Origin of the sequence: Cupriavidus sp. KK10, from assembly GCF_018223725.1 — a bacterium.
In the GTDB taxonomy this organism is placed as follows: domain Bacteria; phylum Pseudomonadota; class Gammaproteobacteria; order Burkholderiales; family Burkholderiaceae; genus Cupriavidus; species Cupriavidus necator.
In genome coordinates this window covers 6,206,154-6,229,391 of record NZ_CP073677.1, presented here as the reverse complement: position 1 = coordinate 6,229,391, position 23,238 = coordinate 6,206,154, and the positions used below count along the sequence as shown (strand labels likewise).

Here is a 23,238-nt window from a genome sequence, read left to right as displayed (position 1 = left end):
GGCTATTTCACGAGGTCTGCCGGTCAGACGTTGAACAGGAAGTTCATCACATCCCCATCCTTCACCACATACTCCTTCCCTTCCGCCCGCATCTTGCCGGCTTCCTTCGCGCCGGTCTCACCCTTGAAGCTGATGAAGTCTTCATAGGCGATGGTCTGCGCGCGGATAAAGCCGCGTTCGAAGTCGGTGTGGATCACGCCGGCTGCCTTGGGGGCGGTGTCGCCGACGTGGATGGTCCAGGCGCGCACTTCCTTGACCCCGGCGGTGAAATAGGTCTGCAGACCGAGCAGCTTGAAGCCGGCGCGGATCACACGGTCCAGGCCGGGTTCTTCCATGCCCAGGTCGGCCAGGAATTCGGCCTTGTCGGCGTCGTCCAGGTCGGCGATCTCGGCTTCGATGGCGGCGCAGACGGACACCACGGGGGAATTGGTCAGCTTGGCGTGCTCGCGCACGGCGTCCAGGTGCGGGTTGTTCTCGAAGCCGTCTTCACGCACGTTAGCGACGTACATGGTCGGCTTGGCGGTGATCAGGCAGAACGGGCGGATGGCTTCCCACTCTTCGGGCGCCAGGTCCAGGGTGCGCACGGCCTTGGCCTGGTCCAGCACGGCTTGCGCCTTTTCCAGCACGGCGACCAGGCGCAGGGCTTCCTTGTCGCCGGCGCGGGCCGGCTTGATGTAGCGGGCCAGGGCCTTCTCGACGGTGGCCAGGTCGGCCAGCGCGAGTTCGGTGTTGATCACTTCGATGTCCGACAGCGGGTCCACCTTGCCGGCCACGTGGATCACGTTGTCGTCCTCGAAGCAGCGCACCACGTGGGTGATGGCGTCACATTCGCGGATATTGGCCAGGAACTGGTTGCCCAGGCCTTCACCCTTGGAGGCGCCCGCCACCAGGCCGGCGATATCGACGAACTCGACCACGGCCGGCAGAACGCGCTCCGGCTTGACGATCTCCGCCAGCTTGGCGAGCCTCGGATCCGGCACTTCGACCACGCCCACATTGGGTTCGATGGTGCAGAACGGGTAATTTTCGGCGGCGATGCCGGCCTTGGTCAGGGCATTGAACAGCGTGGACTTGCCGACGTTGGGCAGGCCGACGATGCCGCATTGGAGGCTCATGGTAGAAGGCGGGAAATTGCAAAACCCGTATTCTAGCGGAAGGGGGCTTCGCCATCGGCCTGCATGGTCGGGGCATGCGGGCGTGGGGCAGGGCCAGGAGTGACGTGGCTATAATCCAGCCATGACCCGATCCCACGCGTCCGCGCGCCCGTCTGCGCGCAACTCTTCCGCTTTCCAGGTTGCTGTCGTCGGCGGCGGCATCGTCGGCAAGTCCTGCGCGCTGCTGCTGGGCCAGCAGGGCATGGACGTGGCGCTGGTCGCGCCCAGGCCGCCCCGCGCCAGCGGCCGCGCGCCGGCCGGGCCGGATGACTGGGACAGCCGTATCTATGCCTTCTCGGCCAGCTCGCACGCGCTGTTGGAGCGCATGCGCGTCTGGGAAGCGCTGGACCCGGCGCGGATCCAGCCGGTGCGTGACATGCGCGTGTTCGGCGATGTCAGCGCGGCCGAGACTTCGCCCAGCCTGGACGGGGACCTGCACTTCTCGGCCTACGCGGCCGCGGTGCCGCAGCTGGCGTGGATCATCGAATCCGGCCACGTCGAGCGCGCACTGGATACGGCGCTGGGCTTTCAGCATCAAGTGACCTGGCACGACGCCACGGCGAGCGCGTTCGAGCGCGATCCGGACGGTGTCACGCTGACCCTGGGCAATGGCGAAAAGCTGCGCACGGCCTGCGTGGTCGGCGCCGACGGCGCGCGCTCCTGGCTGCGCCAGCAATGCCATATCGGCGTCAGCACGCGCAAGTACCGCCAGCTGGGCGTGGTCGCCAATTTTGCCTGCGAGCGGTCGCACCACGAAACCGCGTGGCAGTGGTTCCTGGGCGCGCCCGAAAAGCTGATGGCCGACGAGGAACCCGCCAACGGCGAAGTGCTGGCGATACTGCCGCTGCCGGACAACCATGTGTCGATGGTCTGGTCCGCCGACGAGGCCCACGCGCACGAACTGCTGGCGCTGTCGCCCGAGGCCCTGGCCGCCACCGTGATGCAGGGCGCCAGCGGCGCGATCGGCGCGCAGTTCGGCGCGCTGCGCTGCGTGACCCCGGCGCAAGGCTTCCCGCTGGTGCTGCAGCGTGCCGACCACTTCGTGCAGCCGCACGTGGCGCTGGTGGGCGACGCCGCCCACGTGGTGCATCCGCTGGCCGGGCAGGGCATGAACCTGGGCCTGCGCGACGTGGCGGAACTTGGCCGCGTGATGGCCGACAAAGAACCTTTCCGCAGCGAGGGCGACCTGCGCCTGCTGCGCCGTTACGAGCGCGCCCGCGCCACCGACCTGTTGTCGCTGACCGCGGCCACCGACGGCCTGCACCGGCTGTTCTCGCTGCCGGGCGGCGTGGCGCGCGTGGTGCGCAACACCGGCATGCGCGCGGTCGGCGGACAGTCCTTGCTCAAGCGCTTCCTGATCGCGCGCGCGCTCGGCTGACCGCGGCCGCACCCACGATCCGATCCCTTTACCGAATACTCTGGAGCCCACATGTTCTCATTCCTGCGCCGCCGCCCCGCCATCAGCGCCGCGATCACCGCCATCGCCGGCGGGCTGGCCGCGGCGGGTTTCGCGCTGCATGCCATGGCTGCCAGCGAGCCCGGCACCGACCGCATCAAGGAGTCGCTGCAGAAGGTGCTGGGCGGCCGCGCCGAAGTGAAGAGCGTGAGCAAGACCCCGGTGCAGGGCCTGTTCGAGGCCAATATCGGCGGGCAGGTGGTCTATACCGACGCCTCAGGCCGCTACATCCTGAACGGCGAGATGATCGACACCCGCACCGGCGCCAACCTGACCGAAGAGCGGCTGGCCGAGATCAACCGCATCAAGTGGTCGGACCTGCCGCTGGCGCGCGCGATCAAGTGGACCAAGGGCGATGGCAGCCGCCAGGTGGCGGTGTTCTCCGACCCCAACTGCGGCTACTGCAAGCGCATCGAGCAGACCTTCCAGCAGATGGACAACATCACCGTGTACACCTTCCTGTACCCGGTGCTGTCGCCGGATTCCGAAGCCAAGGCCAAGCAGGTCTGGTGCGCTTCTGACCGCACCAAGGCCTGGCGCGACTGGATGCTCAAGCAGGTGGCGCTGAGCGGCAACGGCAGCTGCAAGACCCCGCTGGAAGAGAACCTGGCATTGGGCCACAGCCTGAACGTGACCGGCACGCCGGCGGTGTTCTTCACCGACGGCACCCGCATCCCCGGCGCGGCGGACGTCGCCACGCTGGAACGCAAGCTCGCCAGCATCAAGAAATAAGCGCGCGCCGGACCTGTCCCGGCCCGATCGACGGCCGGACTTGTCCGGCCGTTCTGCTTTCTGCCTTTTCCCTGATTCCATGCGATCGCCGGCAGGCGACAAAGGAGACACCATGACCTTCCAGGCATTGCTGCTGACCCAGGCCGACGGCGCCACCCAGGCCAGTATCGCCACGCTCGACGACGCGCAGCTGCCCGCCGACGGCGATGTGCTGGTTGCCGTCGATTACTCCACCATCAATTTCAAGGACGGGCTCGCGATCACGGGCCGCTCGCCGGTGGTGCGCAAGTGGCCGATGGTGGCGGGCATCGACGGCGCCGGCACGGTGCTGGAGTCCGCGCACCCGCGCTGGAAGGCTGGCGACAAGGTGGTGCTCAATGGCTATGGCGTGGGCGAGACGCACTGGGGCTGCCTGGCGCAGCGCGCGCGCCTGAAGGGCGACTGGCTGGTGCGCCTGCCCGACGCCTTCACCACGCGCCAGGCCATGGCGATCGGCACCGCGGGCTATACCGCGATGCTGTCGGTGCTGGCGCTGGAGCGCGGCGGCGTCAACGGCCCGGTGCGCCCGGGCGATGGCGAGGTGCTGGTGACCGGCGCCTCGGGCGGGGTGGGGACGGTGGCGATCTCGCTGTTGAGCAAGCTTGGCTACAAGGTGGTGGCCTCGACCGGCAAGACCAGGGAAACGGATTTCCTGAAGGCGCTGGGCGCCGATGACGTGATCGACCGCGCCGAACTGGGCGTGCCCGGCAAGCCGCTGCAGAAAGAGCGCTGGGCCGCGGTGGTCGACTCGGTCGGCTCGCACACGCTGGTCAATGCCTGCGCCCAGGTGTGCTACGGCGGCGTGGTGACGGCGTGCGGGCTGGCGCAGGGCCTGGACTTCCCGGGGTCGGTGGCGCCGTTCATCCTGCGCGGCATCACCTTGCACGGCATCGACAGCGTGATGGCGGCGATGCCGCTGCGCGAGCAGGCCTGGCAGCGCCTGGCCAGCGACCTGGAGCCGGACCGGCTCAATGCGCTGACGCGCGAGATCGGCCTGGGCGATGCGATCGAGGCGGGCCGCAAGATCATGGAAGGCGGCATGCGGGGGCGCGTGGTGGTGGATGTGAATCGCGGCTGATCGGGCACCGTCGCCCTGATGCACCACCGCGTCGGCGCCGCCCGCAGGCGCCGACGTTACAATCCAGCCCATGACGCCGATCCGCTACGCCATTGCCCCGCTTCAGCCTGAAGCGCACCTGTTTGCCGTCACCGTTACCGTGAGCGAGCCCGATCCCGCCGGCCAGTGTTTCTCGCTGCCGGCCTGGATCCCGGGCAGCTACATGATCCGGGACTTCGCGCGCAATATCGTGCGCATCCGCGCCGACGCGGGCGGGCGCGAGGTCAGCCTGACCAAGCTCGACAAGCAGCGCTGGCAGGCCGCGCCGGTCAGCCTGGCCGACGGCCCGCTGACGCTCAGCTACGAGGTCTATGCTTGGGACCTGTCGGTGCGCGCGGCGCACCTGGACACCACCCACGGCTTCTTCAACGGCAGCTCGGTGTTCCTGTGCGTGGACGGGCAGGCCGAGCGGCCATGCACCGTCGATATCCATGCGCCCGCCGGCGAGGCCTATCGCGGCTGGCGCGTGGCCACCGCCATGCGCGAGGCGCCGGGCCGCGCAGGCGCGAAGCGCTACGGCTTCGGCCGCTACCAGGTGGCCGACTACGATGAGCTGGTCGACCATCCGGTCGAGATGGGCACCTTCCAGCTGGCCAGCTTCCGCGCCTGCGGCGCGCAGCACGACGTGGTCTTCACCGGGCGCGTGCCGCAGCTCGACCTCGAGCGCGTGTGCCGCGACCTGAAGCGCATCTGCGAAACGCAGATCCGGCTGTTCGAACCCAAGACCGCGCAGGCGCCGTTCCTGGACAGCAACCGCCGCTACGTCTTCATGACGATGGTCACCACCGACGGCTACGGCGGCCTGGAACACCGCGCCAGCACAGCGCTGATATGCGCGCGCAATGACCTGCCGGTGCGCGGCGACAGCGACACCAGCGAGGGCTACCGCACCTTCCTCGGGCTGTGCAGCCACGAGTATTTCCACACCTGGAACGTCAAGCGCATCAAGCCGGCCGCGTTCGTGCCGTACCGGCTGGCCGAGGAAACCCATACCCCGCTGCTGTGGCTGTTCGAGGGCTTCACCAGCTACTACGACGACCTGGTGCTGGTGCGCTCCGGCTGCATTACCGACGAGCAATACGTCGAGATGCTGGCCAAGACCTGGAACGGCGTGCTGCGCGGCAGCGGCCGCACCAAGCAGAGCGTGGCGGAAAGCTCCTTCGATGCCTGGACCAAGTACTACCGCCAGGACGAGAACGCCGCCAACGCCATCGTCAGCTACTACACCAAGGGTTCGCTGGTGGCGCTGGCGCTGGACCTGACCATCCGCGACAAGACCCGCGGGCGACGCTCGCTGGACGATGTCATGCGAGCGCTGTGGCGCCGCTACGGCCGCGGCTTCTACGCGCCGGGCGCGGTGCAGCGCGGCGTGACCGAGGCCGAGGTCCATGCACTGTTCGATGAAGTCACCGGTCTGCGCATGGGGCCGCTGCTGCGCTCGCTGACCGAAGGCACGGGCGAGCTGCCGCTGCCGGCGCTGTTCAGGACCTTCGGCGTCAAGGCCGAGGCGCAGAAGCCGGCGCGCACCGCGGCGCTGGGCATCAAGGTCAAGAGCGATGAGGGCTGGGTGCGCGTGGCGCAGGTGTTCGACGGCGGCGCGGCGCAGGCCGCGGGCCTGTCCGCCGGCGACCTGCTGGTGGCGATCGACGGGCTGCGCGTGGCGCCGGGCCAGATCGACAAGCTGCTGGCGCGCTACCGTACCGGCGACCGCGTCGAGCTGCACGCCTTCCGCCGCGACGAGCTGCAGGTGCTGCCGGTGACGCTGGCGCGCGAGCCGGCGGCGCAGTTCAAGGTGAAGCTCGAGAGCGGACGGCACGCGGCACGCTCGCGCTGGCTGGGCCAGTGAACTAGTCTTCCGCTGCCACAGCCGCCACCGCACTCCATCGCCCCCGCTGCATGCAATACGCGCACGATCCCCGCACCTTCCTGTATTCGCACTACGTCTACCGGGGGCTGCGCTCGGCCACCGGGGTGATCGGCGCCACGCTGATCGCGCTGCACTTCAGCGACCTGCCCACCGCCATGGTGGTGTCGATGGGGGCGCTGTGCACTAGCCTGATGGACCTGCCCAGCCCCCTGAGCCACAAGTTCAACGAGATGCTGGCCAGCGTGCTGCTGTGCAGCGTGGTCACGCTGGTGGTGGCGCTGGCCACGCCGTTCCCGCGCGTGATGCCGTTCCTGCTGGTGCTGGTGACGTTCCTGGCCGGCATGATGACGGTGTACGGCAACAAGACGCTGCCGCTGCAGTTCGCGGCGCTGTTCGTGATGACGCTGACCATCAACGAAGACTTCCTGGTGCGGCGCGCGCTGGAGCACGCGGCGCTGTTCAGCATCGGCGCGGTCGCTTATCTCGGCTATGCGATGCTGGTGAGCTGGATCACCGAGCGCCGCACCAAGCAGCAGGTGCTGGCCGAATCGTTGTATGAGCTGGCCGGCTATCTTGAGATCAAGGCCGGCTTCTACGACGCCGGCAACGACTATGAGGCCCAGTTCAACCAGTTGGTGCGCCAGCAGATCGTGGTGGCCGAGCGCCAGCAGGCCGCGCGCGACCTGGTGCTGCGCGGCAACCGCACCCCGCATGACGGGCTGCTGGTGCAGGTGCACATGCGCATGCTCGACCTGTACGAGTACATCCTGTCGACCAACACCGACTATCCGCTGCTGCGCCAGACCTTTGCCGGCACGCCGGTGCTGGACCACCTGCGCGGGCTGGTGCTGCAGATGTGCAAGGACGTGGAAGAGATTGCCTACGAGGTCACGCGCGGCCGCGCCTCGTACGCCACGGTGGAATACCGCCCGGGCCTGCGCGCGGTCGAGGCCGAGATCGCGCAGTTGCGCCACCACCATATCAACCCGGCGGCGATGACGGCGCTGGTTGAAACGCTCGACATGATGCGCGGCGCGATCACGCTGGTCGGCCAGCTGCACGAAGCGTCGCGCACGCCGGTGGAGCCGGCCAGGGTGCTGCCCGGCTCGGACATGACGCCGTTCCTGACGCGCCAGAAGTATGAGTTCAGCGTGCTGCGCGACAACCTGAAGTGGAGTTCGCCGGCGTTCCGTTTCTCGCTGCGGATCTCGATGGCGGTGTCGCTGGGGCTGTGGATCGCCGAGCACGTGCCCTATGTGTCGCACAGCTACTGGATCCTGCTGACCATCATCGTCATCCTGAAGCCCAACTTCAGCATGACCAAGCAGCGCTACAACGACCGCGTGATCGGCACGCTGATCGGCTGCGTGGTCTCGGTCGCGATCCTGAAGGTGGTGCACCAGCCGCTGATCCTGCTGGGCGTGCTGTTCCTGTCATTGGTGGCCAGCGCCGCGTTCGTGACCATCAAGTACCGCTATACCGCGATTGCCGCCTGCATCCAGGTGCTGATCCAGATCCACCTGCTGATGCCGGGGAGTCCAACCGTGGCGGGCGAGCGGCTGGTGGATACGGTGATCGGCGGCATCATCGCCTCGCTGTTCAGCTTTGTGCTGCCGAGCTGGGAATACCGCGCCATCCCTAAGCTGGTGGAGGGGGTGCTGCAAGCCAACCGCCGCTATATCGGCGCCACGCGCGACCTGCTGCTGCGCCGGACCAAGGATGACTTTGCCTACCGCGTGCAGCGCAAGCAGTTCATGGACAACCTGTCGGCGCTGATCTCGTCGTTCCAGCGCATGCTGGACGAGCCCAAGAGCCGGCACCGCGCGGTGGACAACCTGAACCGCTTTATCGTGCAGAACTACCTGGTGGCGGCGCACGTGGCGTCGGCGCGCATCCAGGTGCGCCAGCACTATGATGAACTCGATATTCCGGCCGCGGAAGCCGCGATCGAGCAGGCCACCGAGGCCGCCAGCCACAGCCTGCAGGTGGCCAGCGAGCGGCTGCATGCCGATGAGCGCGGCGGCGGTCGTGGCGCGGGCTTTATCCGCAGCGGGAAAACGCCGGTGGAACGCAAGGCGGCAGCGCCTGCGGCCGTGGACAAGCCGGACGAAACCCCCGCTGAAGCTGTCGCCGATGCCGAACCGGTAGCGGCCACCGTCAGCACCGAAGTTGCCGAGGCCGCCGAAGACGCCGTCGCCGAACGCCGCGCCCGCCTGGCCGATTCGGCCGACAAGCGCCGCACCGACGTGCTGGTGCACGCGGCCGCCGCCGGCGAATCCAGCCATGAGGCCGGTCCCACCGCCAGTTCCACCGGCCGTCCGGCCAATGCGGTGCTGGACCGCCGCCTGCGCGCTTTGCGCGAGGATGCGGCCAAGATCGCGCTGCGCACCGGTGCGATCGGCCGCGCCATGCGGGCGCGCGCTTAGCAGCGCGATTGAAGACCGTGGGGTTGCTCCCCTCTCCCGCGTGCGGGAGAGGGGCCGGGGGAGCAAACCATGGTTGTGGCTTAAGCCCCTTGCCCCTGCGGCAGCTCCTCCTCGGGCAGTGTCAGCATGCCGCTGTTGTAGCTGTATTCAAAGATCTCGCCATAGCGTCCCCAGCCGATCGCCACGCTCAGCACGCGTTCGGCCTCGGCCGCCTTCAGGAACTGCTCGAGCTCGTTCAGCACCTGTTCCTCGCGGATCTCGCCGGTTTCGCTGGCCACCAGCTCGCGGCGGATGTGCGCGGCCAGCGCCACGTTGCCGAGCAGTTGCTGGCCAAAGATCGTCTTGCGCTGCTGCGGCTCGGCGGCATAGTAGGTGCGGCCGGCCTCGGTGGCGGTGATATCGCCGCGCTCGATCGCCACCAGCTTCACCAGCTGCAGTGCTTCGCAGGCGGGCAGCAGTTCGTCGTCGGTGAGGCCGGCTTCGTCGGCCAGGTGCGGCAGGTCGGCGCGGCCGTTGAAGGGCGCCTCGCACAGCAGGTCGAGGATGGCTTCCATCTGGCTGATGTCGGCATCCGGCAGGCGGTAGCCGATCTGGCGCGCGGGGGCTTGCGCGGGCAGGCGCGCTTCGGCGGCGGGGGCGGTCATCAGCGCGTAGATCTCGTCGACCAGCGCGCGCACCTGCGCGCTGTCGCGGTTGCGCGGACGCGGCAGCGCAACCGGCACTTCGGCGCGGATGCGGCCCGGGTCGCTCGACAGGATCACGATGCGGTCGGCCATCATCACCGCCTCTTCGATATTGTGCGAGACGATCAGGATGCTCCTGATATTGGCACGGCCGCTTTCCCACAGCGCCAGCATCTCGTCGCGCAGGGTCTCGCCGGTCAGCACGTCCAGGGCCGAGAAGGCTTCGTCCATCAGCAACAGGTCCGGCTCGGTCACCAGCGCGCGCGCAATGCCCACGCGCTGGCGCATGCCGCCCGACAGCTCGCGCGGCAGCGCGCTGTTGAAGCCGGCCAGCCCGATCATGTCGATCGCGGCCTCGGCGCGGCGCTCGCGCTCGGCCCTGGGCACGCCCTGGGCTTCGAGCCCCAGCTCGACGTTCTGCTGCACCGTCAGCCACGGGAACAGCGCGAACGACTGGAACACCATGGCGATGCCCTCGGCGGTGCCGGCCAGCCGTTCGCCGCGAAAGTGCACCTCGCCGCGGTCGGCGCCGACCAGCCCGGCCATGATGCGCAACAGCGTGGACTTGCCCGAGCCGGACTTGCCCAGCATGGCGACGATCTCGCCCTCGCGCAGCGTCAGGTCCACGCCTTCGAGCACGGCGCGGTCGCTCTGGCTGGCGGTGCGGAAGATCTTGCCGACGCCGCGCAGCTCGATCACGGCGGGGGCGGCGGTGGATGCAATGTTCTCGGCCATCGTTGCCTTACAAGCGGGTGCGCTCTTGCGCGAGTTGATACAGGCGGTTCCACAGCAGCCGGTTGAAGCCGACCACAAACAGCGCCATCACGCCGATGCCCAGCGCAATGCGCGGGAAGTCGCCGCGCGCGGTGGTCTCGGCGATATAGCTGCCGAGCCCGGTGGCGACGATGGTGCGGTCGCCCCAGGTCACGTACTCGGACACGATGCTCGCGTTCCATGAGCCGCCGGCGGCCGTCACCAGCCCGGTCAGCAGGCTGGGAAAGACTGCGGGGATCAGGAAGCGCTTCCACAGCAGCCAGCCACGCAGGCCAAAGTTGCGCGCGGCGAGCTTCAGTTCGGTGGGAATGCCGGAAGCCCCAGCGACCACATTGAACAGGATGTACCACTGCGTTCCGAAGATCAGCAGCGGGCTCAGCCAGATCTCCGGGTTCAGTCCGAAGCGCACGATCAGCATCACCGCCAGCGGGAACATCAGGTTGGCCGGGAAGGCGGCCAGGAACTGCGCAATCGGCTGGGCAATGCGCGCCAGCTCCGGGTTCAGGCCGATGCGGATGCCGATCGGCACCCACACCAGCGCCGCCAGCGCGATCAGCACCACCACGCGCACCATCGTAATCGTGCCGAGCCACAGCACATGCCCGACCTCGGCCCAGCCCACTTCGCTGTGCACGAAGTAGCCCACGCGCAGCAATGCGGCCAATGCCACCAGCACGATCACGGCGTCGCGCAGCCGGCCGAGCCACAGCGCGCGCCGCGGATTGTCCGGCTGCGCCGGGGCCTGCCCGCGGCGCGCGCCCCACGCCAGCGTGCGTCCGGCCAGCGCCGCCGTCTGCGCCAGCAGTGCACCCACCCACGCCGAGCGGCGCAGCAGGTCCAGCAGCCACGACTGCGGCAGCTTGTCCTGCGCCAGCGTCTCGAAGCGGAAGCGGTCGGCCCATGCCACCAGCGGGCGGAACAGCAGCTGGTCGTACAGCAGGATGCCCACCAGCATCGCCAGGATCGCCCAGCCGATCGCGGCCAGGTCCTGCTGCTGGATCGCCAGCGCGATATAGGAGCCGATGCCGGGCAGGCGGATATCGTGGCCGGATACCGAGATAGCCTCGGACGCCACCACGAAGAACCAGCCACCGGACATCGACATCATCATGTTCCACAGCAGCCCCGGCATGGCGAACGGCACTTCCAGCCGCCAGAAGCGCTGCCACGGCGACAGCCGGAACATGGCCGCCGCTTCCAGCAACTCGCCCGGGATGGTGCGGAACGACTGGTACAGGCTGAACGCCATGTTCCACGCCTGCGAGGTGAAGATGGCGAAGATCGCCGCACACTCCACCCCTGCGATATTGCCGGGAAAGAGGGCGATAAAGCCGGTCACGGTGATCGACAGGAAGCCCAGCACCGGGATCGACTGCAGGATGTCCAGCGCCGGCACCAGCACCTTCTCGGCCGTGCGGCTCTTGGACGCCAGCGCGGCGAAGGCCAGCGAGAACAGCAGCGACGCCGCCAGCGCCGCCAGCATGCGGATGCTGGTGCGCATCAGGTAGTAGGGCAGGTAGGCCACGTCCAGGTGCACCGCCAGCTGCTGGTCGGGCTGGAACGGGGCGTTCATCTGCTGCGCGGCGAACGCGACCATCACGATCACGGCCAGGATGATCGGCAGCAGCGCGAGGTCGAAGCGGTTGGGCGGCGCGCGCAGCAGCTGGCTGTCAAAGCCAGGGGCGGGTTGGGCCGCGCGGCGGTCGGCGGGTGGCATCATGGGCGCTTCTCGGGCTTGTATCGAGCTTGGATGGCAGGGCTTGTAACCCGGCCCTGGATCGCGGCCCCGGCGGACAATGGCAAAGCCCGCATGCCGCCGGCTTCACGCCGGGCGGCGCGCATCCCTTTGTAACGCCCGGCATGGCGGTCTAGTTTACTTGGTGTGGATGACAGATCGCGCACGCTGCCGACGTGCGCTCAAAGGGAAAAGCCATGAAGAAGGAAACCTGGCGCCTGGTCGCGCATGGGCGCGTGCAGGGCGTGGGCTACCGCGCCGCCTGCGCCGACGCGGCGGACGACCTGGGGCTTGGCGGCTGGGTGCGCAACCGGATCGACGGCACCGTCGAGGTGATGGCGCACGGCACGGTCAAGCAGCTCGAAGCCCTGCAGGCGTGGATGGAACAGGGCCCGCCGGCGGCGCAGGTGACGCTGGTCGAGGTCGGGCCTGGGGAAGGGGAGTTTGGCGGCTTCGAGTTCCGGCCGACGATCTGATGGACTAGGCGGCGGTCCAGTCGACCGGCGTGCGGCCGTTCGCTTCCAGCCAGCGGTTGGCCTCGCGGAAATGCCCGCAGCCCAGGAAGCCCCGGTGCGCCGACAGCGGCGACGGATGCGGCGCTTCCAGCACGCAGTGGCCGGCGCCCAACAGCGGCTTCTTGGCCTGCGCGTGGCTGCCCCACAGCATGAACACAAGATTCGGGCGGCTGGCGGCGAGGTTCTGGATCAGGCAATCGGTGACGGCTTCCCAGCCGCGCCGCGCGTGGCTGGCGGCCTGGCCCTGTTCCACCGTCAGCACGGTGTTGAGCAGCAGCACGCCCTGGCGCGCCCAGCCTTCCAAGTTGCCGGAGGTGCGCGGCGCGCCGTTGCCGTTGGCGCCGAACTCGGCTGCGATTTCCTTGAAGATGTTGCGTAGGCTGGGGGGCACCTTGATGCCCTCCGGCACCGAGAACGCCAGCCCGTGCGCCTGCGGCAGCTCCACGCCGCCGACCGTACCGGTGCCGTGGTAGGGATCCTGGCCCAGGATCACCACCTTGACCGCGTCGGGCGGGGTCAGGTGCAGCGCGTGGAAGACATGGTGCGGGAACACCGCCTTGCCAGCGGCACGTTCGCCGTCGACAAAGGCGGCCAGTTCCTGCCACGCCGGCACGCGGATGCACGGGTCCATCAATGTGCGCCAGGCGGCGGGCAGGGCGTCGGCCTGGACCTGCAGGCTGGCCGCAGGGGACGGTTCGCCGGGGGCGCGGGGGGCTTCGGCGGCGAAGAGATCAGCTTGCATGCGTGAGGAAAGCTTGGCGGGAAAACCGCGATTATGAGGCCTTGCCTTCGGTGATTCCCGCCAGGCGGTAGCCGCGGGCGGCTTTGCTGAGGTCCGAGGGTGCAAGCGCGCCAACGGTGGTCAGCCGCGCGGCAAAGGCGCGCAGGGCATTGGTCGCGTGCGCGGCGTCGCCGTCGAGCCATTCCAGTTCGAGTTCCTGGATGGGTTCCTGCGCGGTGGCGGCCGGCGCGGTGATGGTGCCGGAGTCGAGCGCGGCCTCGATGCGCGCGCCGTCCTGCGTGACCAGCCAGGTGCGGCGGACGAAGTCGGTGCGGAACACCGGCGCCAGCCGGCCGATCAGTGGCGCGAGCACGGTTTGCGCTTCCGCGGGGAAGGTTTGCAGCTCGATGGTCTCGCCGGCGATCTCTGCCTCCCATTCATGACGCGTGGCCAGGCCGCCCTGGCTGCTGCCGGCGGTCTTCAGTGTCTGCAGCCATTGCTCGCCCTTGCGGCGCAACCGCAGCGCGGCGCGCGCCTGCGCCAGGTCGCGTTCCGGGGTGTCGAGGTAGACGTTGAGCAGCGTGGCTTCGCCCTGCGGGGCGCCGTTGGCGTCGAGCCAGGCGGCCAGCGGGGCCAGCGCGTCGTCGGGGACGGTCAGCTTGAGTTCGATTTCCTGGGCCATGGCTCAGGCAAACAGCCGCGCCAGCTCCACGCCCGGATCCGGCGCCCGCATGAACGCCTCACCCACCAGGAAGGCATGCACGTTGGCATCGCGCATGCGCTTCACATCTGCCGGGCCGAGGATGCCGGACTCGGTCACCACCAGCTTGTCGGCCGGCATGTGCGGCAGCAGGTCCAGGGTGTTGTCCAGCGACACCTCGAAGGTGCGCAGGTTGCGGTTGTTCACGCCGAGCAGCGGAGTCTTCAGGCGCAGCGCCGCATCGAGCTCGTCGTCGCCGTGCACTTCCACCAGCACATCCATGCCGAGCTCGAGCGCACAGGCTTCCAGGTCGGCCATCAGGCCCGGGTCCAGCGCGGCGACGATCAGCAGGATGCAGTCGGCGCCCCAGGTGCGCGCTTCATAGACCTGGTACAGGTCGACCATGAAGTCCTTGCGCAGAGCCGGTAGCGGACAGGCGCCGCGGGCGCGCTTCAGGTAGTCGGCGTGTCCCTGGAAGAAGTTCACGTCGGTCAGCACCGATAAACAGGCAGCGCCATGGCTGGCGTAGCTTTCGGCAATCGCCTCGGGCACGAAGTGCTCGCGCAGCACGCCCTTGGACGGCGATGCCTTCTTGACCTCGGCGATCACGCCGGCCTGGCCGGCGGCGATCTTCTCGCGCAGCGCGCGCTCAAAGCCGCGCGGTGCCAGGCCTGGCTCAGTGCGCAGGCTTTCGGCCTCGGCGCGCAGGCTGGGCAGGTCGCGCTTCTTGCGTGCGGCGGCGACTTCGTCGGCCTTCACGGCCAGGATCTTTTGCAGGATGTCGGACATATTCGCGTCTCTTACTTGAACTGCTGGGTGGCGCGCACGAACTGGTCGAGCTTCTCGCGCGCCGCGCCGCTGGCAATCGCCTCGCGCGCGCGGCGGATGCCGTCTTCGACGGAGTCGGCCACGTTGGCGGCATACAGCGCGGTGCCGGCGTTCAGCGACACGATCTCGCGCGGGGTGCCCGGCACGTTGGTCAGCGCTTCAAGCAGCATTTCCTTCGACTCCATCGCATTGGCCACCTTCAGGCCGCGATTGGAGATCATCTGCAGGCCGAAGTCCTCGGGGTGGATCTCATACTCGCGCACTTCGCCGTCCTTCAGTTCGCCCACCAGCGTGGCGGCGCCCAGCGAGACCTCGTCCATGCCGTCCTTGCCGTACACGACGATGGCGTGCTTCGCGCCCAGGCGCTGCATCACGCGCACCTGGATGCCGACCAGGTCGGGGTGGAACACGCCCATCAGGATGTTGGGCGCGTCGGCCGGATTGGTCAGCGGGCCCAGGATATTGAAGATGGTGCGCACGCCCATCTCCTTGCGGATCGGGGCGACGTTCTTCATCGCCGGGTGGTGCGTGGGCGCGAACATGAAGCCGATGCCGGTCTCTTCGATGCACTGGCCGACCTGCTCGGGCGTCAGCATGATGTTCACGCCCAGCGCTTCCAGCACGTCCGCGCTGCCCGACTTGGAGCTGACGCCACGGTTGCCATGCTTGGCGATCTTGGCGCCGGCGGCGGCCGCGACGAACATCGATGCGGTGGAGATATTGAAGGTATGCGAGCCGTCGCCGCCGGTGCCGACGATATCGACGAAGTTCTCGCGATCTGCCACCAGCACCTTGTTGGCGAACTCGCGCATCACCTGCGCGGCGGCGGAGATCTCGCCGATGGTTTCCTTCTTCACGCGTAGGCCGGTCAGGATCGCGGCGGCCATCACCGGCGAGATCTGCCCCTGCATGATCTGCCGCATCAGGTGCAGCATCTCGTCATGGAAGATTTCGCGGTGCTCGATGCAGCGCGTCAGGGCTTCTTGCGGCGTGATCATGGCGTTCTCGTTGACAGTCTGGATGGCGTGGTGCGGGCTGGAAGGTGCGGAATCGAGCAGTCTCATCGCGGCGCCTTGACGAAGTTGGCCAGCAGCGCATGGCCATGCTCGGACAGGATCGACTCGGGATGGAACTGCACGCCTTCTACGGCGAGCGTCTTGTGGCGCACGCCCATGATCTCGCCGTCCGGGGTCCAGGCGGTGATCTCCAGGCAATCGGGCAGGGTTTCGCGCTCGATTGCCAGTGAATGATAGCGCGTCACGTCGAAGTGCTTGGGCAGCCCGGCGAACACGCCTTGCTGCGTAGTCTCGATGGTGCTGACCTTGCCGTGCATCACCTGCTTGGCGCGGATCACCTTGCCGCCGAAAGCCTCGCCGATGGCCTGGTGGCCCAGGCACACGCCCAGCAGCGGAATCCTGCCGGCAAAGTGCTGCAGCGCTGCCACCGAGATGCCGGCTTCCTTCGGGCTGCACGGCCCGGGCGAGACGCAGATGTGGTCCGGCTTGAGCGCCTCGATCTCCTCGATGGTGATCTCGTCGTTGCGGTAGGTGCGTACGTCTTCGCCCAGTTCGCCGAAATACTGGACCAGGTTATAGGTGAACGAATCGTAGTTGTCGATCATCAGCAGCATGGCGTCTGTCTCCTGTTCTCTCAGATGTCGGAGTCCAGGCCATCCTGGACCTGCTCGGCGGCGCGGATCACGGCGCGCGCCTTGGCTTCGGTTTCCCTCCATTCGGCTTCGGGGTCCGAATCGGCAACAATGCCGGCGGCGGCCTGCACGTAGAGGTTGCCGTCCTTGACGATGCCGGTGCGGATCGCGATCGCCAGGTCCATCTCGCCGCCGAACGACAGGTAGCCCACCGCGCCGCCATAGATGCCGCGCTTGCGCGGTTCCAGCTCGTCGATGATTTCCATCGCGTGGACCTTGGGCGCGCCCGACAGCGTGCCGGCCGGAAAGGTCGCGCGCAGCACGTCCAGGTTGCTGATGCCTTCGCGCAGCGTGCCTTCGACCGAGCTGACGATATGCTGCACGTGCGAGTATTTCTCGATCACCATCTTGTCGGTGACCTTGACCGAACCGGTTTCGGCGATGCGGCCGATATCGTTGCGCGCCAGGTCGATCAGCATCACGTGCTCTGCGATCTCCTTGGGATCCTGCAGCAGCTCGGTGGCGAGCTGGGCGTCCTTCTCCGGCGTATTGCCGCGCGGGCGCGTGCCGGCCAGCGGGCGGATAGTGACGATGTGTTCGCTGCGCATGTCGCCGTTGGTGCCGACCTTGCGCTCCTCCTGGCGCACCAGGATCTCCGGCGACGCGCCCACTACCTGGAAGTCGCCGAAGTTGTAGAAGTACATGTACGGCGACGGGTTCAGCGAGCGCAGCGCGCGGTACAGCGACAGCGGCGCGTCGCGGTAGGGCTTGACCAGGCGCTGGCCGATCTGCACCTGCATCATGTCGCCGGCCATGATGTATTCCTTGGCCTTATGCACCGCCGCCAGGTAGTCGTGCTTGGCGAATTCGCGGTAGACCTCGGTCTGCACCGACGGGCTGGTGACCGGCACGTCCACCGGCTGGCGCAGCTTCATGCGCAGCTCGCGCAGGCGCTGGCGGGCGCGGGGGTAGGCCTCGGGCGTGGTCGGGTCGGCGTAGACGATCAGGTAGAGCTTGCCCGACAGGTTGTCGATGACGGCCAGTTCCTCGCACAGCAGCAACTGGATGTCCGGCAGGTTCAGGTCGTCGGGCTTCTGCGTGTCGGCGAGCTTCTTCTCGATATAGCGCACCGCGTCGTAGCCGAAGTAGCCGGCCAGGCCGCCGCAGAAGCGCGGCAGTCCGGGGCGCAGCGCCACCTTGAAGCGCTGTTCGAACTCGGCGATGAAATCGAGCGGGTTGCCTTCATGGGTTTCCACCACCTTGCCGTCGGTCACCACCTCGGTGCGGTTGCCGAAGGCGCGCAGCAGCGTGCGGGCATGCAGGCCGATAAACGAGAAGCGCCCGAAGCGCTCGCCGCCCACCACCGATTCCAGCAGGAAGGTGTTGACGCCGCGCGTCTGCGACTGGGCCAGCTTCAGGTACAGCGACAGCGGCGTTTCCAGGTCGGCAAAGGCCTCGGCGATCAGCGGGATGCGGTTGTAGCCCTGGTCGGCCAGCGATTTGAATTCCAGTTCGGTCATGTCGGTCCTCTTGTGCGGCGCGCGCTGCGCGGTGGAGGGGCGCGGCGCCGCTTATCGGCAATCAGGCTGGAGCGAATGGATACCCGCCCCGTTGGCGGACCGTGGTGCAAGCGGCTTGCGGACAAGACTGCACACGGCCGGGGAAGGGCGTGCGGCGCGTTCTTGAGCTAAACGTAGCACACGAATATGGCGGCTACGCTGGCTTGCGGCGGGTTTTGGTGGGAATGCCCGGCAGCTAGGCCGGTGTGGCGAGGCCCTCGGGTCGAGGGCTCGTCAGCAGACTCGCGAACGCACTTTACGCCTGTTGGGAGGCGCGCCAGCGACGCCAGGGCCAAGCCTGCCGATCACTGCCAGAAGAGATGCGTTTGCGGTTGAGAAACATGAAATGTTTGGGATTTGGTCGGGATCGACGAAATTCGGACTATCGATGACCTGCCCAGTGTGCCGCAAACAGCGCTGCGGCGTGGGCAATGGAGTCGACTATACCATCGGCGTCAACGCCTTGTACAGGGTTGCCATGGTTGTAGCCATAGGGCACCAGCAGCACGCCCATGCCGGCCGCGCGGGCCGCCTGCGCGTCGTTTTCCGAGTCGCCCAGCGCCGCCATGGTCGACGGCTCCAGCCCGAAGGCGTCGGCCACTTTCAGCAGCGGGAAGGGGTCGGGCTTGCGCAGCGGGAAGGCGTCGCCGCCGTAGACCAGCTCGAAGTACTGGGCCAGGCCGGTCTTGGCCAGCAGCGGCTCGGTGAAGCTGTAGGGCTTGTTGGTCACGCAGGCCAGCCGCAGCCCGGCCGCCTTCATCGCCGCCAGGCCTTCGCGCACGCCGGGGTAGACCTGCGAGAACTGGCCGTTGATGCGGATGTACTCGCGGTCGTACAGCGCATAGGCGTCGGCGAACAGGCCGTTGGCATGCAGCGGCGAGAAGCGCGCGTCCAGCACGCGCCGGATCAGGTTTTCCGAACCCTTGCCGACATAGCTGACGATCTCCGCCTCGGACATCGGCGCCGCCGGGCCGAGGTTGGGGTGCTGGCGGCCCAGCGCCAGCAGCATGGCGTTGATTGCAGCGTGGAAGTCGCCCGCGGTGTCGACCATGGTGCCGTCGAGGTCGACGATCACGCCTTCGATGCCGCGCCAGTCAGTGCGGCGCAGGAACACGCCCTCGGTCATTGGCCGGCCTTGGCCAGTTCGCCGCGCAGGGCCGAGATGATGCCGCGGTAGCCGCCGTCCGCATCCGGCTTGCCGAACACGGCCGAGCCCGCCACGAAGGTGTCGGCGCCGGCCGCCGCGATCTCGGCGATGTTGTCCACCTTCACACCGCCGTCGACTTCCAGCAGGATGGTGCGGCCGGTGCGGGCGGTGTATTCATCGATGCGCTGGCGCACGACGCGCAGCTTGTTGAGCGTCTCGGGAATGAACGACTGGCCGCCGAAGCCCGGGTTGACCGACATCAGCAGGATCACGTCGAGGCGGTCCATTACGTGGTCCAGGTGGTGCAGCGGCGTGGCCGGGTTGAACACCAGGCCGGCCTGGCAGCCGTGGTCGCGGATCAGCGCGAGCGAGCGGTCCACGTGCTCGCTGGCTTCCGGGTGGAAGGTGATGATATTGGCGCCCGCCTTGGCAAAGTCCGGGATGATCCGGTCCACCGGGCGCACCATCAGGTGCACGTCGATCGGCGCGGTCACGTGGGGGCGGATCGCCTCGCACACCAGCGGGCCCACGGTCAGGTTGGGCACGTAATGGTTGTCCATCACGTCGAAGTGGATCCAGTCGGCGCCAGCCTCGGTCACGCGGCGCACTTCCTCGCCCAGGCGGGCAAAGTCGGCGGACAGGATGGACGGGGCGATGCGGTAGGTGGGCGTGCTCATGTCGGCGGCTAGGAGGTGGGGTGCTGGGGAATGCTGTTTGCGTCTCTGGCGTGCCCAGGGGCGGGCGCCAGAGGGGATCAGGCGGGGCGTCCGGCGCGGCCCGGCCCTGAAAGGGCTATATTCTACCGCTGCCCGGCGCGCGGTGATCTTGCCGGTGCTCTTGCCCGTGCCGCGGCCATCCCGCACAATGCGGCTACCCACTTCCCTGCCTGGCGCCTCACACGCCGGCCCTGCCCACGATGAGCGAGTACGCTTTCTCCGTCTCGGTACGCACCCAGTACCTGCCGGACCAGTCAGAACCTGAGCGCGGGCGCCATGCCTTCGCCTACACCATCACCATCCACAATACCGGCGAGGTGGCGGCGCAGCTGATCTCGCGCCACTGGGTCATCACCGACAGCGACAACGGCACGCAGGAAGTGGCGGGCCTGGGCGTGGTCGGCCACCAGCCGCTGCTCAAGCCGGGCGAGCATTTCGAATACACCAGCTGGGCCACCATCTCGACTCCGGTGGGCTCGATGAAGGGCGAATACTTCTGCGTGGCCGAGGACGGCCACCGCTTCGAGGTGCCGATCCCTGAATTTGCGCTGGTGCTGCCGCGCATGCTGCACTGACCCTGCGGGGAACCTATTGGCGCGATGCGCTGTCCTGATCCTGCGGCGGCGCTTCAGCGCTGCCCTGCGCCGGCTGGCGCGACGGATGCTCGGACGGGGCGCGCGTGGGGCGCGGGTTCTTTTTCGCCGTGCCCATGGTCCAGACCACGATAAAGATCAGCAGGAACAGCGCCACGCCGGCTTCCAGGGCGAACAGCAGCATGGGATGGGCTTCGAAGAACTTGCTCATGGCGGATGCAGCGCAGGCCCGCGGGGGCGCAGGCGATGGTTGAAGGATGACGGTGGGATTGTAGGGGCAATCGGCCCGCAAGCTGCGCCGCCCGGACTTTGAACAATAGCAAGATGGCATACGCAGACTCTTTCCCGATTTCCCCAGTTTCTCCCTGGCGCTCGCTGCGCGTTCGCGGCTGGCTGGCGCTGTCCGGCGCGGCCGTGCTGCTGGCCGGCTGCATGAGCGGCCCGCCGCCGCGCATCGAGACCGGCCCGGCCACGCCGCCGACGGCCTCGTCGCAGAAGGGCAGTCTGCAGGCCGCCAGCTGGGCCGAGATCGGCGGCTGGGCCCAGGACGACGTGCGCGCCGCCTGGCCCGCGCTGCAGGCCAGCTGCCAGGCGCTGAAGAAGCGCGCCGAGTGGAGCCGCGCCTGTGCCGCCGGCATGATGGTCGATGCCGGCGACCTCAACGCCATGCGCGCCTATTTCGAAAGCAACTTCCAGCCATACCGCGTGCTCAACGGCGACGGCACCGACAACGGCCTGATCACCGGCTACTACGAACCGATCCTGCACGGCTCGCGCACGCGCCAGGGCAAGTTCCAGGTGCCGCTGTACCGCAAGCCGGCGCAGTTCGGCAACCGCCCGCTGCCGGCCCGCGCCGAGCTGCTGCAGAACCCGGCCATGCGCGGCAGCGAGCTGGTCTGGGTAGATGACGCAGTCGAGGCCGCCTTCCTGCAGATCCAGGGCTCGGGCCGCATCCGCATGGCCGACGGCAGCATCATGCGGGTGGGCTTCGGCGGCACCAACGACCAGCCGTTCCGCTCGTTCGGCAAATGGCTGCTGGACCGCGGCGAGATCACGCCGGCGCAGGCCACCATGCAGGGCATCAAGGCCTGGGCGCGCGCCAACCCGGGCCGCGTCGACGAGATGCTCAACATCAACCCGCGCTTTGTCTTCTTCCGCGAGCTGCCGGCCAACAACGACGGCCCGGTGGGCGCGCTGGGCGTGCCGCTGACGGCGGAGCGCTCGATCGCGGTCGACCCGGCCACCATCCCGCTGGGGGTGCCGGTGTTCCTGTCGACCACGCGCCCGCTGTCGACCGAGCCGATCCAGCGGCTGATGTTCGCGCAGGACACCGGCAGCGCCATCAAGGGCGGGGTACGCGCGGACTTCTTCTGGGGCGCGGGCGACGCCGCCGGCGAGACCGCGGGCCGCATGAAGCAGGGCGGCCGCATGTGGGTGCTGATGCCGCGCAGCTGAGCGCCGCAGCCGGCAATGCAAAAAGGGCGCCATCGCGGCGCCCTTTCTTCATGGTGGACAGCCCTCAGCGCGGGCGCTGGTCGACGATCCGCCGCGCCTTGCCCACCGAGCGCTCGACGCCGCCCTCGGGCAGCACCTCGATGCCGGCGGTGACGCCGATATAGGCCTTGATCTCCTGCGCCAGCCGCTCGCGCGCGCCTTGCGCCAGCGCCGGCTCGCTGCCGTGGGCGCATTCCACGCGCACCGTCAGCGTGTCCATGTGGCCGTCCTTGGTCAGCACGCACTGGTAGTGCGGCGCGAGCTCGGCGTGCTTGAGGATCAGTTCCTCGATCTGCGACGGGAACACGTTGACCCCGCGCACGATCATCATGTCGTCGGTGCGGCCGGTGACCTTCTCCATGCGGCGGAATGCCGCACGCGCCGTGCCCGGCAGCAGCCGGGTCAGGTCGCGGGTGCGGTAGCGCACCACCGGCATTGCCTCCTTGGTCAGCGAGGTGAACACCAGCTCCCCGAACTCCCCGTCGGGCAGCACTGCGCCGGTGTCGGGATCGATGATCTCGGGGTAGAAATGGTCTTCCCAGATGGTCGGGCCGTCCTTGGTCTCGGCGCACTCATTGGCCACGCCCGGGCCCATCACCTCTGACAGGCCGTAGATATCGACTGCCGAGATGCCCATGCGCTTCTCGATCGCCAGCCGCATTTCCGGCGTCCACGGCTCCGCGCCGAAGATGCCCACGCGCAGCGAGCTGCTGGCCGGGTCGATGCCCTGGCGCTCGAACTCGTCGGCGATCGCCAGCATATAGCTGGGCGTCACCATGATGACCTCGGGCTTGAAGTCCTGGATCAGTTGCACCTGGCGCTCGGTCTGGCCGCCACCGAAGGGGATCGCGGTCAGGCCGGCCTTCTCCACGCCGTAGTGCGCGCCCAGGCCGCCGGTGAAGAGGCCGTAGCCGTAGCTGATGTGCACCTTGTCGCCGCGCCGCGCGCCCGAGGCGCGGATCGAGCGCGCCATCACCGTGGCCCAGTTGTCGATGTCCTGGAGCGTGTAGCCGACGACGGTGGGCTTGCCGGTGGTGCCGGACGAGGCGTGGATGCGCGCCACCCGGTCCTGCGGCACGGCGAACATGCCGAACGGGTAGTTGTCGCGCAGGTCCTGCTTGCTGGTGAACGGGAATCGCGCCAGGTCGGCCAGCGAATGCAGCTGGTCGGGGTGGACCCCGGCTTCGTCGAACTTGCGGCGGTACACCGGCGAATTGGCGTAGGCGTGGTTGAGCGACCATCTCAGCCGCTCCAGCTGCAAGGCCTGCAGCTCGGCGCGGCTGGCGGTCTCGATCGCATCCAGGGGCAGATCGGTCAGGCGCGTGCTCATGTCG

At 68.2% G+C, this 23,238-nt stretch carries 21 protein-coding genes; 8 read left to right on the top strand and 13 right to left on the bottom strand.

Annotated elements, in window-relative coordinates; genetic code table 11:
* Nucleotides 1-23: 23 nt before the first annotated feature.
* A complete protein-coding gene (ychF, locus tag KB879_RS28975; protein ID WP_211980345.1) occupies nt 24-1,115 on the bottom strand; it encodes a redox-regulated ATPase YchF in 1,092 nt (363 codons plus the stop codon).
* A 121-nt stretch (nt 1,116-1,236) separates the two neighbouring features.
* On the opposite strand from ychF, the gene KB879_RS28970 reads away from it, so the two are divergent.
* The 5 genes from KB879_RS28970 to KB879_RS28950 all read left to right on the top strand — a co-directional run bounded on the left by KB879_RS28970 (nt 1,237) and on the right by KB879_RS28950 (nt 8,791).
* The gene (locus tag KB879_RS28970; RefSeq protein WP_013958125.1) at nt 1,237-2,532 is read left to right on the top strand and encodes a UbiH/UbiF family hydroxylase; all 1,296 of its coding nucleotides are present in this window, start codon (nt 1,237-1,239) and stop codon (nt 2,530-2,532) included.
* Nucleotides 2,533-2,583: 51 nt separating this feature from the next.
* Nucleotides 2,584-3,342 (top strand): DsbC family protein, encoded by a 759-nt coding sequence (locus tag KB879_RS28965; RefSeq protein ID WP_211980344.1) that lies wholly within the window; start codon nt 2,584-2,586, stop codon nt 3,340-3,342.
* Nucleotides 3,343-3,454: 112 nt separating this feature from the next.
* Complete coding sequence (locus KB879_RS28960; RefSeq protein ID WP_211980343.1) at nt 3,455-4,459, top strand: MDR family oxidoreductase; 1,005 nt, start codon at nt 3,455-3,457, stop codon at nt 4,457-4,459.
* A 70-nt stretch (nt 4,460-4,529) separates the two neighbouring features.
* Entirely contained in the window at nt 4,530-6,344 is a 1,815-nt protein-coding gene (locus KB879_RS28955) for a M61 family metallopeptidase (protein ID WP_013958122.1), read from the top strand.
* 50 nt (nt 6,345-6,394) lie between these two features.
* Complete coding sequence (locus tag KB879_RS28950; RefSeq protein ID WP_211980342.1) at nt 6,395-8,791, top strand: FUSC family protein; 2,397 nt, start codon at nt 6,395-6,397, stop codon at nt 8,789-8,791.
* Nucleotides 8,792-8,871: 80 nt separating this feature from the next.
* Here KB879_RS28950 and KB879_RS28945 read toward each other — a convergent pair whose 3' ends face one another.
* The gene (locus tag KB879_RS28945; protein ID WP_013958120.1) at nt 8,872-10,209 is read right to left on the bottom strand and encodes a nitrate/sulfonate/bicarbonate ABC transporter ATP-binding protein; all 1,338 of its coding nucleotides are present in this window, start codon (nt 10,207-10,209) and stop codon (nt 8,872-8,874) included.
* A gap of 7 nt (nt 10,210-10,216) precedes the next feature.
* Entirely contained in the window at nt 10,217-11,968 is a 1,752-nt protein-coding gene (locus KB879_RS28940) for an ABC transporter permease subunit (protein ID WP_211980341.1), read from the bottom strand.
* 212 nt (nt 11,969-12,180) lie between these two features.
* Between KB879_RS28940 and KB879_RS28935 the strand changes: the two genes are divergently transcribed.
* Nucleotides 12,181-12,459, top strand: coding sequence for an acylphosphatase (locus tag KB879_RS28935; RefSeq protein WP_013958118.1), 279 nt, complete (start codon nt 12,181-12,183; stop codon nt 12,457-12,459).
* Nucleotides 12,460-12,463: 4 nt separating this feature from the next.
* Here KB879_RS28935 and KB879_RS28930 read toward each other — a convergent pair whose 3' ends face one another.
* From KB879_RS28930 to rpe, 8 genes are all read right to left on the bottom strand, one after another.
* Complete coding sequence (locus KB879_RS28930) at nt 12,464-13,240, bottom strand: uracil-DNA glycosylase (RefSeq protein ID WP_013958117.1); 777 nt, start codon at nt 13,238-13,240, stop codon at nt 12,464-12,466.
* A gap of 31 nt (nt 13,241-13,271) precedes the next feature.
* A complete protein-coding gene (locus tag KB879_RS28925; RefSeq protein WP_153955460.1) occupies nt 13,272-13,901 on the bottom strand; it encodes a CYTH domain-containing protein in 630 nt (209 codons plus the stop codon).
* A 3-nt stretch (nt 13,902-13,904) separates the two neighbouring features.
* Nucleotides 13,905-14,708 carry an indole-3-glycerol phosphate synthase TrpC gene (gene trpC / locus KB879_RS28920; RefSeq protein ID WP_013958115.1) on the bottom strand — a complete coding sequence of 268 codons (804 nt, stop codon included), beginning with the start codon at nt 14,706-14,708 and terminating at the stop codon, nt 13,905-13,907.
* 11 nt (nt 14,709-14,719) lie between these two features.
* Nucleotides 14,720-15,745 (bottom strand): anthranilate phosphoribosyltransferase, encoded by a 1,026-nt coding sequence (gene trpD, locus KB879_RS28915; protein WP_211982341.1) that lies wholly within the window; start codon nt 15,743-15,745, stop codon nt 14,720-14,722.
* 62 nt (nt 15,746-15,807) lie between these two features.
* Entirely contained in the window at nt 15,808-16,377 is a 570-nt protein-coding gene (locus tag KB879_RS28910; RefSeq protein ID WP_013958113.1) for an aminodeoxychorismate/anthranilate synthase component II, read from the bottom strand.
* Nucleotides 16,378-16,397: 20 nt separating this feature from the next.
* Nucleotides 16,398-17,915, bottom strand: a complete 1,518-nt coding sequence (gene trpE, locus KB879_RS28905) for an anthranilate synthase component I (protein ID WP_211980340.1) — start codon at nt 17,913-17,915, stop codon at nt 16,398-16,400.
* 421 nt (nt 17,916-18,336) lie between these two features.
* Entirely contained in the window at nt 18,337-19,080 is a 744-nt protein-coding gene (gph, locus tag KB879_RS28900; protein ID WP_211980339.1) for a phosphoglycolate phosphatase, read from the bottom strand.
* Nucleotides 19,077-19,778, bottom strand: a complete 702-nt coding sequence (rpe, locus tag KB879_RS28895) for a ribulose-phosphate 3-epimerase (RefSeq protein ID WP_041228163.1) — start codon at nt 19,776-19,778, stop codon at nt 19,077-19,079. The genes gph and rpe overlap by 4 nt, the downstream gene beginning before the upstream one ends.
* Nucleotides 19,779-20,017: 239 nt before the next feature.
* Between rpe and apaG the strand changes: the two genes are divergently transcribed.
* On the top strand, nt 20,018-20,392 hold the full coding sequence (gene apaG / locus KB879_RS28890; protein ID WP_010809905.1) for a Co2+/Mg2+ efflux protein ApaG: 375 nt from the start codon (nt 20,018-20,020) through the stop codon (nt 20,390-20,392).
* A 13-nt stretch (nt 20,393-20,405) separates the two neighbouring features.
* Here apaG and KB879_RS28885 read toward each other — a convergent pair whose 3' ends face one another.
* A complete protein-coding gene (locus KB879_RS28885) occupies nt 20,406-20,621 on the bottom strand; it encodes a hypothetical protein (protein ID WP_041228161.1) in 216 nt (71 codons plus the stop codon).
* A gap of 113 nt (nt 20,622-20,734) precedes the next feature.
* On the opposite strand from KB879_RS28885, the gene KB879_RS28880 reads away from it, so the two are divergent.
* The gene (locus KB879_RS28880) at nt 20,735-21,865 is read left to right on the top strand and encodes a murein transglycosylase A (protein ID WP_013958109.1); all 1,131 of its coding nucleotides are present in this window, start codon (nt 20,735-20,737) and stop codon (nt 21,863-21,865) included.
* A gap of 64 nt (nt 21,866-21,929) precedes the next feature.
* Here the strand turns inward: KB879_RS28880 and paaK are convergent, their stop codons facing one another.
* Nucleotides 21,930-23,234, bottom strand: coding sequence for a phenylacetate--CoA ligase PaaK (gene paaK / locus KB879_RS28875; protein WP_013958107.1), 1,305 nt, complete (start codon nt 23,232-23,234; stop codon nt 21,930-21,932).
* Nucleotides 23,235-23,238: the final 4 nt, after the last annotated feature.